The 9,268-nt window shown below is 39.2% G+C and carries 6 protein-coding genes and 1 pseudogene; 4 read left to right on the top strand and 3 right to left on the bottom strand.

The window, feature by feature from the left end; all coding sequences use genetic code 11:
* A pseudogene (locus WBN20_RS15215) lies at window positions 1-2,132 on the bottom strand (Two component regulator three Y domain-containing protein); the annotation flags it as partial.
* A gap of 137 nt (window positions 2,133-2,269) precedes the next feature.
* Here WBN20_RS15215 and WBN20_RS15210 point away from each other — a divergent pair.
* Together WBN20_RS15210 and WBN20_RS15205 are read left to right on the top strand one after the other, a co-directional pair.
* Window positions 2,270-3,391, top strand: coding sequence for a PQQ-dependent sugar dehydrogenase (locus tag WBN20_RS15210; RefSeq protein ID WP_424274270.1), 1,122 nt, complete (start codon window positions 2,270-2,272; stop codon window positions 3,389-3,391).
* 45 nt (window positions 3,392-3,436) lie between these two features.
* Window positions 3,437-3,838: a c-type cytochrome gene (locus WBN20_RS15205; RefSeq protein ID WP_424272412.1), complete on the top strand. Its 402-nt coding sequence runs from the start codon at window positions 3,437-3,439 to the stop codon at window positions 3,836-3,838.
* Between the two features lie 2 nt (window positions 3,839-3,840).
* On the opposite strand, the gene murQ is transcribed toward WBN20_RS15205, so the two are convergent.
* Both murQ and WBN20_RS15195 read right to left on the bottom strand, forming a co-directional pair.
* Window positions 3,841-4,656 (bottom strand): N-acetylmuramic acid 6-phosphate etherase, encoded by an 816-nt coding sequence (gene murQ / locus WBN20_RS15200; protein ID WP_424272411.1) that lies wholly within the window; start codon window positions 4,654-4,656, stop codon window positions 3,841-3,843.
* Window position 4,657: 1 nt separating this feature from the next.
* Window positions 4,658-5,407 (bottom strand): DeoR/GlpR family DNA-binding transcription regulator, encoded by a 750-nt coding sequence (locus tag WBN20_RS15195; protein ID WP_424274268.1) that lies wholly within the window; start codon window positions 5,405-5,407, stop codon window positions 4,658-4,660.
* Between the two features lie 179 nt (window positions 5,408-5,586).
* Between WBN20_RS15195 and nagB the strand changes: the two genes are divergently transcribed.
* Together nagB and WBN20_RS15185 are read left to right on the top strand one after the other, a co-directional pair.
* Window positions 5,587-7,533: a glucosamine-6-phosphate deaminase gene (gene nagB / locus WBN20_RS15190; RefSeq protein ID WP_424282297.1), complete on the top strand. Its 1,947-nt coding sequence runs from the start codon at window positions 5,587-5,589 to the stop codon at window positions 7,531-7,533.
* 37 nt (window positions 7,534-7,570) lie between these two features.
* Window positions 7,571-9,139: a glycoside hydrolase family 10 protein gene (locus WBN20_RS15185; protein ID WP_424282296.1), complete on the top strand. Its 1,569-nt coding sequence runs from the start codon at window positions 7,571-7,573 to the stop codon at window positions 9,137-9,139.
* Window positions 9,140-9,268 lie beyond the last annotated feature (129 nt).

Below are 9,268 nucleotides of genomic sequence, written 5' to 3'. Positions count from 1 at the left end.
ATCTGGTAGCGGTAAGTAGTATCAAACCCATCTACCAGGAAACGGCCTTCGCCATCGCTGTCTCCTACACAGGTTACTACCTTCGTAGCCTGAGCCTGGACCGCAATAGAACTAATATCAGTAATTGCAAAGACTTCGTCATAACTACACCCTTCATTATCAGTTACCCTAAAAGTATAAGTTCCCAGTCCCAGACCAGTAAAAACGGGGTTGTTCCCATTGTTAATAGCACTGATCGCCGGGGCAATAATTTCATAGGTATAAGGTGCTGCACCATCGGTAACAGCAACGGTAACCGAAGCGCTACTGGTTAAACAATCTATACTGGAAATGGTAAAGTCCATATCCGTTGGTTTGTCTAATGCATTAAAGACTATGGGTGGCAGACTTTCTACACAACCATTTGCATCCCGGATTTGAGGAGTATATGTTCCCACACCTAGATTGGAATAAACCGTGGTAGGACTAAAACCGGCACCGATACTATAATCATATGGAGGTGTTCCTCCGGCTACACCCGAAATTGTTATCTGTCCGCCGTTCTCATTTAAACAAGTTGGAATGGAATTGGGAGTTGCGGTACCTGTAATATTAGAAGGTGTACCAACTGTTTCTGTAGATGGCGGAGTTGTACAAACAAAAGAACCCTGCTGATAACGTATGATTATATCGTAACTGCCCGGCGCTAAATTGTTAAACACATTACTACCCTGGTAGTTGGTCCCGTTGTCGCTACTGAATTCAAGATTATATCCAAATCCATTGGTTATATTAACAGTAATTCGACCGTCATTAACCCCACCACAATTAGCATCCTCTGTTGTTATTGTAAAAGTAGGGGGTGGTAAATCTTCAACATCTATACTTGCCGTTTTTGTACAGCCATTGGCATCTTCAACAAGAATGTTGTATGTGCCGGCTGCAGTTACAGTAAACACGGCAGTACTTGCATAAGGTGCACTAAAACTAACACCTGCATCCAGACTGTACCTATATGGAGCTGTACCCCCTGAAGTATCGATTGTTACATCAACCGAAGCAGCGCCACAACCAAAACTATCAGATGCTGTTGCAGAAACCGCCAATGGGCTAATTCCACTTCCTATATCTATAGGATCGTTATTAATATCTAATGTTATGAGTTCATTACATTTATTAGTTTCAACCCTTACGCTATAAATACCCGGACTTACGTTGGCGAAAGTATAATTACTGGCCGAATCCGGACCAAAAGTATCTACCGTGACACCGGCTTTTATAAGCCTGTAGGTATAAAATCCCGGAACACCAGCTACCTGCACGTCTATACTTCCTAACTCTCCGCTGCACAAAATATCATTTGCCGTAACATCTACAGTTATATCGAGATCCTGTACGGTTTGGATATTTGAGGGAAACAGACAGGCACTGCCCGAAACATTCTTTAAACGAACCCATACTGTGTAATCTCCGGCTGTGGTTATATCAAAAAATGGATCATCCTGATATGGACCTACCGAATTATTAAGGCTATACTCATATCCCGCAGGGACATTGGTTACTTCTACCCTTCCTGGGTTTCCACAAATGATATCCTCATGAATGAGCTGAGGATCTAATGGGTTTAAAGAGGACTTAAAGTAGTAGTATTGTCCGCCATTTACACGAACACGAAATTCTCCTGAAGAATCCAGGTTATAGGTGGAGCCCGTACCTACAGTGTCATAACAGGTATTATTTGTGTTTGCACAATCATCAATAACCGACAATGCGCATCTGTTTGGATCTAGTTTTTGCCATTCATAACTGCTCCCACTCTGACTAAGCGTTATTGTTCGGATATCACTGGTGCCGCATAAAAAGAATTTTGCAAGGGTACTACCATCATTGGGGCAAACCACTTCTTCATTGGCCCCCTGAATAATAGTCATGAACATAGGGGCGTTCATAAAGGATTCAGTTATTGCACTTTGAAAAATGGGTTCAACTTCAGTAGTGGCAGCTGCAGATAAAGAATTAACCTCATCTTCTACAGTTGCTATTTCCGATATAAGCTCATAAATTTTGGTATTAGCTATAGCCGAAGTACCCACAATTAAAAGCGCGAGCAAAAGCACAGCATACACAAGTTGCCTTGAGTTTTTTTGGAGCATAGGTTAATTCGTGTTATGGCAAGAATATGCGTGATTTGGGATCAGTATATTCTACAGCGTAATTATTTAAACTTATAATTTCTCTTTATCTTTAGGCTTTAAAACGCCTACTTATTATTTATTTTTAACGCTGAAATATGAAAAATAGTATCAAAGCCCTTTGTTTATTCGTTGTAATGACCAATTTATCCTGTGGCCAGAAGTCAGAGAATGAGGTAAATATGCCCAGTGAAACCAGCTTTACCGCTGAATTAATAGTGGATGGACTCGAAATTCCATGGGGAATGGTGTTTTTGCCTGATGGCAGTATGCTAATTTCTGAAAAATCTGGTGAAATCATTCTTTTTAAAGATGGACAAAAATCAACAATTACTAATGGCCCTGAAGTCTATAACAGAGGACAAGGCGGTTTATTGGATATGGAGCTTCATCCGGATTATGAAAATAACGGCTGGATTTACTTGTCCTTTGCATCCGAGGAAGGGGAAGACAAAGGTGGTAACACTGCAATTATGCGTGCTAAATTTGATGGTAACTCTTTAACAGACAAAGAAATACTATATAAAGCTTCACCAAATACTACAAAAGGTCAACACTTCGGATCAAGATTGGAGTTTGATGATCAGGGTTACTTATATTTCTCCATAGGAGAACGTGGAGAACGCGACATAAATCCTCAGGATATCACCCGAGACTGTGGTAAGATTTATAGAATTTATGATGATGGAAGAATCCCGGAAGATAATCCGTTTATTAATGAATCAAATGCCAAAAAGGCCATATATACTTATGGCAACAGAAATCCTCAAGGAATGGTTAAACACCCTGAAACAGGCGCCATATGGATTCATGAACACGGACCACAGGGTGGAGATGAAATTAATATTGTAAAAAAAGGAGCTAACTATGGCTGGCCGGTAATTACCTATGGCATCAATTATAGTGGAACTCCAATAACAGATATAACTGAAAAGGAAGGAATGGAACAACCCATTCACTATTGGGTTCCTTCTATTGCACCAAGTGGCATGACGTTTGTAACTTCAGATAAATATCCCGCCTGGAAAGGCAATTTACTGGTTGGGTCTCTTGTTTTTCAATATCTCGAACGTCTGGAATTAAATGGAAATGAAGTGACTTATCGCGAAAAACTTATGGAGGATATTGGCAGGGTCAGGAATGTTCGTCAGGGCCCGGATGGCTTTATTTATGTTGCCGTTGAAGGAAAAGGTATTTACAGATTGGTTCCACAGCAATAACAACCAATCTACATTTATATCGGTATTTCCTTAATTTATTATCAAATGAAATTTATTATTTGCGGTTATCTCCTGATTGTTTCAGGTCTCACATATTTCTTAATTCAGGACAAAGAGTTGAAAGAGAGCATTCAAAGAGGTAAAGTAATCTATACCGATTTTTGTATTACCTGTCATTTAGAAACCGGAGAAGGTGTAGAGAATACCTTTCCTCCTCTGGCTAAATCAGATTATTTAATGAATAACAGGGAAGCAAGCATTAAAGGAGTAAAGTACGGGCAGCGGGGAGAACTTATGGTTAATGGTGTTACCTATAACAATACCATGATGCCGCTGGGCCTGGAAAACGAAGAAATTGTCGATGTAATGAATTATGTGCTTAATTCCTGGGGGAATTCAGGTGCAAAAATGGTCACTATAGAAGAGGTAAATACGCTCCTAAAATAAATTTATTTTTTAAGTGCGTCCAAGGCTTTTTTAACTGAACCGTATTGACTGAGTGCCTTTTGTGCCTCCTCATAATTCAAGTTCAAACCCTCCATGAGATAACGGGTGCCCCTATCCACCAATTTATTATTGCTGAGTTGCATATTTACCATCTTATTACCCTTAACCCTGCCTACTCTGATCATTAATGCTGTACTAATCATGTTCAAGGCAAGTTTCTGAGAAGTGCCGCTTTTCATCCGTGTACTCCCTGTAACAAATTCAGGGCCCACATTGATTTCTATTGGGATATCTGATAAAGTGGCCAATGGTGATCCAGGGTTGTTGGTAATCCCAGCTGTTATTACCCCATGTTTTTTTGCATCCGTAATACCTCCAAGCACGTAAGGCGTTGTACCTGAAGCTGCAATACCTATGAGGACATCTTTTTCGGAAATATCGTAAGATTTAAGGTCTAACCAGGCCTGTTTAGTATCGTCTTCGGCAAATTCCACTGCTTTTCTAATGGCAGAATCTCCTCCGGCAATTAAGCCTATGACCCTGTCATGAGGCATCCCATAGGTCGGAGGGATTTCTGAAGCATCCAAAATACCTAAACGACCGCTTGTTCCTGCTCCTATGTAAAACAAACGACCTCCAATGTAAAAACGCTCTTCAAGGGCATCGACAAGCCTTGAAATCTGAGGAATTGCCATTTTTACTGCGGCTGCCACTTTCTGATCTTCATTGTTGATGTTCTCCAGAATAGATTCGGTACTCATAAGTTCCAAATCTGTATAATCTGAAGGTGTTTCCGTAATTTTAATATAATCCGACATATTAAAGAATGTGAATATCCTGGTTTCTGTAAAGGTTAAGAAGATTATTATCTGGTGCTAATTCGGTAATCATTGTGTTAATGGAGTTAATATCACAAGTTTTATATTGGTGTTGTGAATTTAGCTTTTCAGATATGCACAAAAGTACCGATTTTTTAGATGCGTTGATAACGGCCTTCTTCATCTGAACAATTTCCCAATCAAACTCCGTTAACCCATGAATTGCATCAACATAACCGGTTCCTATAAAACTGTAGTCAAATCTGATCTCAGATAATTGATGGATGGTATAAGCGCCAATAGATATTTGAGCATCTCTGGAAATTTCTCCTCCTATAAAAATTACTTTAATATCAGGATGGGATAGTAATTGCCAGGCCACAGGTAGACTTAATGTAAAACAAGTTAGCTTAAGTTGAGGAGGAATTAAACGAACAAGTTCCAGACATGTTGTACCCCCATCAATGAATATTACACTTCCTTCACGGATAAGGCCAATAGCCTTTCGGGCAATAGTTATCTTTTCCTCCAGGGCATAAATGTTTGCATTGCTACTCGCCAAACCAGTAAAGCCGAGAGATATTGCACCGCCATGCACTTTCCTTAATTTATTCACTGCATCCAGTTCTTTTACATCTCTTCTTGCAGTATCTATAGATACATTTAGTTTCTCTGCTATATCTGTTAACAATATGCGATTGTGAAGCTCTACTTCATTTAATATGGCCAGCTGACGCTCTTCCTTTAACATAAAACGAATCCTATTAATTATTGTTTACAAAGATAATCAAATATTTTAACTTGCTGTTTTTTACTGTTTTTAAGATTATAAAATTTATATAAAAGCATTTATTTGCATTTTATATTGCATATTACTGCATAATTTGATTTATTTATCTATCTTTGCATCAAAGAATCTAAGCAGCTAAGATGGCACAGACACTTACAAAACCAAGCGCAATGAACTTTCCAACCGACGAAGAGTCCCGGAAATTTGAAAAAATTAACACCTTCATTCATGAAAGTTCTGAACAGGCATCCTTTTTTGTTGCCAACGAGATTGCAGAACTGATCAGACAGCGACAAAAGCAAGGGAAAAATGTGGTATTAGGATTAGCGACAGGTTCCTCTCCTACCAAGATGTATGAATTCCTGGTAAAATTTCATAAAGAAGAGGGCCTTAGTTTTAAAAATGTAATCACGTTCAACCTGGATGAATACTTCCCCATGGAATCCGATTCTATTCATAGTTACGTTCGCTTTATGAACGAACATTTGTTTGATCATATTGATATCAAAAAAAGTAATATCAATATCCCGGATGGCACCTTAGATAAGGAAGATGTACGGGAATTCTGTGTTAACTATGAGAAAAAAATTATGGATGCTGGTGGTATTGACATCCAAATTCTTGGGATTGGCCGAACCGGACACATAGGTTTTAATGAGCCAGGTTCATCCCTGACTAGTAAAACAAGAATCGTAAGACTTGACAGGGTAACACGATTAGATGCCGCAAGCGATTTTTTCGGATTGGAAAATGTTCCGATCAAAGCCATTACCATGGGTGTTGGTACAATTATGGATGCAAAGCGAATAATTTTGATGGCTTGGGGAGAAGGGAAAGCAAATGTCATTAGGCAAGCGGTTGAAGGACCAATAAAAGAATCTGTGCCGGCAACTTTTCTTCAGCATCATGACTCATGTGATTTCATAATTGACCATGCAGCGGCTTCTTCACTTTCAAGGATTTGCACACCATGGCTGGTAAGCGAATGTGATTGGAATGAGAAGCTAATTAAGGGGGCGACCATCTGGCTTTCTGAAAAACTCAATAAAGCAATCCTAAAATTAACCAATGAAGACTATAATGAACATGGAATGGGGAATTTAGTTGCTGAAATAGGATCTGCGGAACATATTAACCTAATTGTTTTCAATCAATTGCAGCGAACTATTACAGGCTGGCCCGGTGGTAAACCAAATGCCGATGATAGTCAAAGACCTGAAAGAAAAGATCCATACCCAAAAACTTCTCTAATTTTTAGTCCCCATCCGGATGATGATGTCATTTCCATGGGAGGTACACTTTTAAGGTTAGTGGATCAGGGTCATGAAGTTCATGTAGCCTACCAGACTTCCGGTAATATAGCCGTTTTTGATGATGAAGTAATCCGCTTTCTCGATTTCGCAACGGATGTAGAACAAGACAATGAGGCCCTGTCAGAGCAAGTTAAAGAAGTGAGGGCATTTCTTAAAAACAAGAGGCCCGGCCAGGTAGACAGTCCGGAAATTCAGAAATTTAAAGGCCTGATTAGAAAAGGAGAAGCGCTTGCTGCATGCAGATATTGCCGTGTAGATGAAAAGAATGCCCACTTTCAAAACCTTCCTTTTTATGAAACAGGAACGGTTAAAAAGAAACCTTATTCTGAAGAAGATGTTCAGATAACTTATGATTTGCTTAAAAAAGTAAAACCCCACCAGATATTTGCAGCAGGAGATCTTTCAGATCCACATGGCACTCACCGTGTATGTCTCCAGATTATTTACAGCGCCTTAGACAGGTTAGTAAAGGAAAAAGCAGAATGGATAAATGATTGCTATGTTTGGCTTTATAGAGGTGCATGGCAGGAATGGGATATTGCAGACATGGAAATGACCGTACCTATCGGCCCAATGGAAATGGAACGCAAAAAGAGTGCTATTTTTAAGCATCAATCCCAAAAAGACAGTGCTATGTTCCCTGGAAACGATCAAAGGGAATTCTGGCAAAGAGCGGAACAACGCAATACAGAAACTGCCAAAAAGTACAACGCATTGGGAATGGCAGAATACGAGGCCATGGAGGGGTTTGTACGTTATAAATTCAATTTATAATCTTGGGCTTAATCAGCCCTGTTTTTGTGAATCAACTATGGCAGAGGCAGGGAATTACATGCAATTGATGCTAAAAAAAGTTGGAGTATTTATTTTACTATCACTGTCATCTTGCAGCCTGATTAAACATAATGGCGCAATACCGAAAACGGAATTTCGCGCAGTTTGGATTGCTACGGTAGTCAATATTGACTGGCCACAAAGGGGTGGAGACCCTTGGGAAAAGCAAAAAAAAGAATACCTGGACATTCTCAATTTTTACAAAGCATTAAATTTTAATGCTGTTGTCTTACAAATTCGCACTGCAGGTGACGCTTTTTACAAATCGGATCTTGCACCCTGGTCACGTTTTTTAAGCGGAGAAGAAGGCTCTGCCCCGGAAACAGATCAAAATCCCTTGAAATGGCTCATACGAGAGGCCCATATTCGAGGTTTTGAATTTCATGCCTGGCTTAACCCATATAGAGCTACATTTGATCTTAATACTGATGTCCTTTCGGAATCTCATGATTACTATAAGCATCCGGATTGGATCGTTAAATACGGTAAAAAGCAGTATTATAATCCCGGATTACCTGAGGTGCAGAAACATATGGTTTCCATTATTGAAGAAGTGGTTAGCCAATACGATATAGACGCTATTCATTTTGATGACTATTTCTATCCTTACACCATTAATAATGAAGTATTTGATGATTCATTGACTTATCTAACCCATAATCCAGCTGAACTATCTCAGGAAGATTGGCGGAGAAGCAATATTGATACACTGGTCAAACAGGTCCATCAAGTAATAAAAGAACAAAAACCCTGGGTACAATTCGGTATAAGTCCGTTTGGAGTTTGGAAGAACATAGCTACCGACCCAAAGGGATCAGATACCAAAGCCGGGCAAACTACTTATGAAGACCTCTTTGCCGATCCCCTACTATGGATGGAAAACGGGTGGATAGATTATTTAGTTCCTCAGATATACTGGAGTTTAAAGTTACCGGTAGCATCCCATCGCATCCTCATTGACTGGTGGGCGGAAAATCAACAAAATTCGAATCTTTATATAGGCAATGGCGCTTATAAAGTAAGAAATAATAGTGACAAAGCCTGGGATAAGATGAAGGAATTACCAAAACAATTGCAGTTGGCAAGAAAAACAGCAGCGGTTCAGGGTAATGTGTTTTTTAGTGCCAGATCACTCATGAAAGGAAATGAGGACGTCGTAAATTATATCAAAAACAAACTATACTCCTATCCCTCCTTTACACCCGTTTCACCATTGATTATTAACAAGGGACAACCTTTACCAGAGTTAGATAATATGATTGATAAAGACAATTATCTAAAATTTACATTCAACTTTTTTAATAAAGAGAATATCCGGTTTGCCAACATTTATGAAATAAAAAAATCTAAAAAACTACCGGTCTGCGGACCAAAAAATATTATCACCCAAATATTCGTGGATAACTGTAACTCCTTTAACCTCGGAAAAGGATTAATTAACCAAAGAAAAAATATTGCGGTCACCTTTACCGATAAGTTTAGAAAAGAAAGTGAACCAATTGTCATACATTTAAGTGAAATAAACTCGCATGATACAAAAAAATAAACGTGCCTGGGTCTGGATCCCGGTGCTCTATTTTACCCAAGGTCTCCCTTTTGTGTTAGTGGTTACGGTATCCGTTATTATGTACAAAAAACTGGGTATCAGCAATGCTGATATTGGTCTGTATACCAG

Origin of the sequence: Eudoraea sp. (genome assembly GCF_049665975.1) — a bacterium.
GTDB lineage: Bacteria > Bacteroidota > Bacteroidia > Flavobacteriales > Flavobacteriaceae > Eudoraea.
This window is presented reverse-complemented; position numbering and strand designations above follow the sequence as displayed.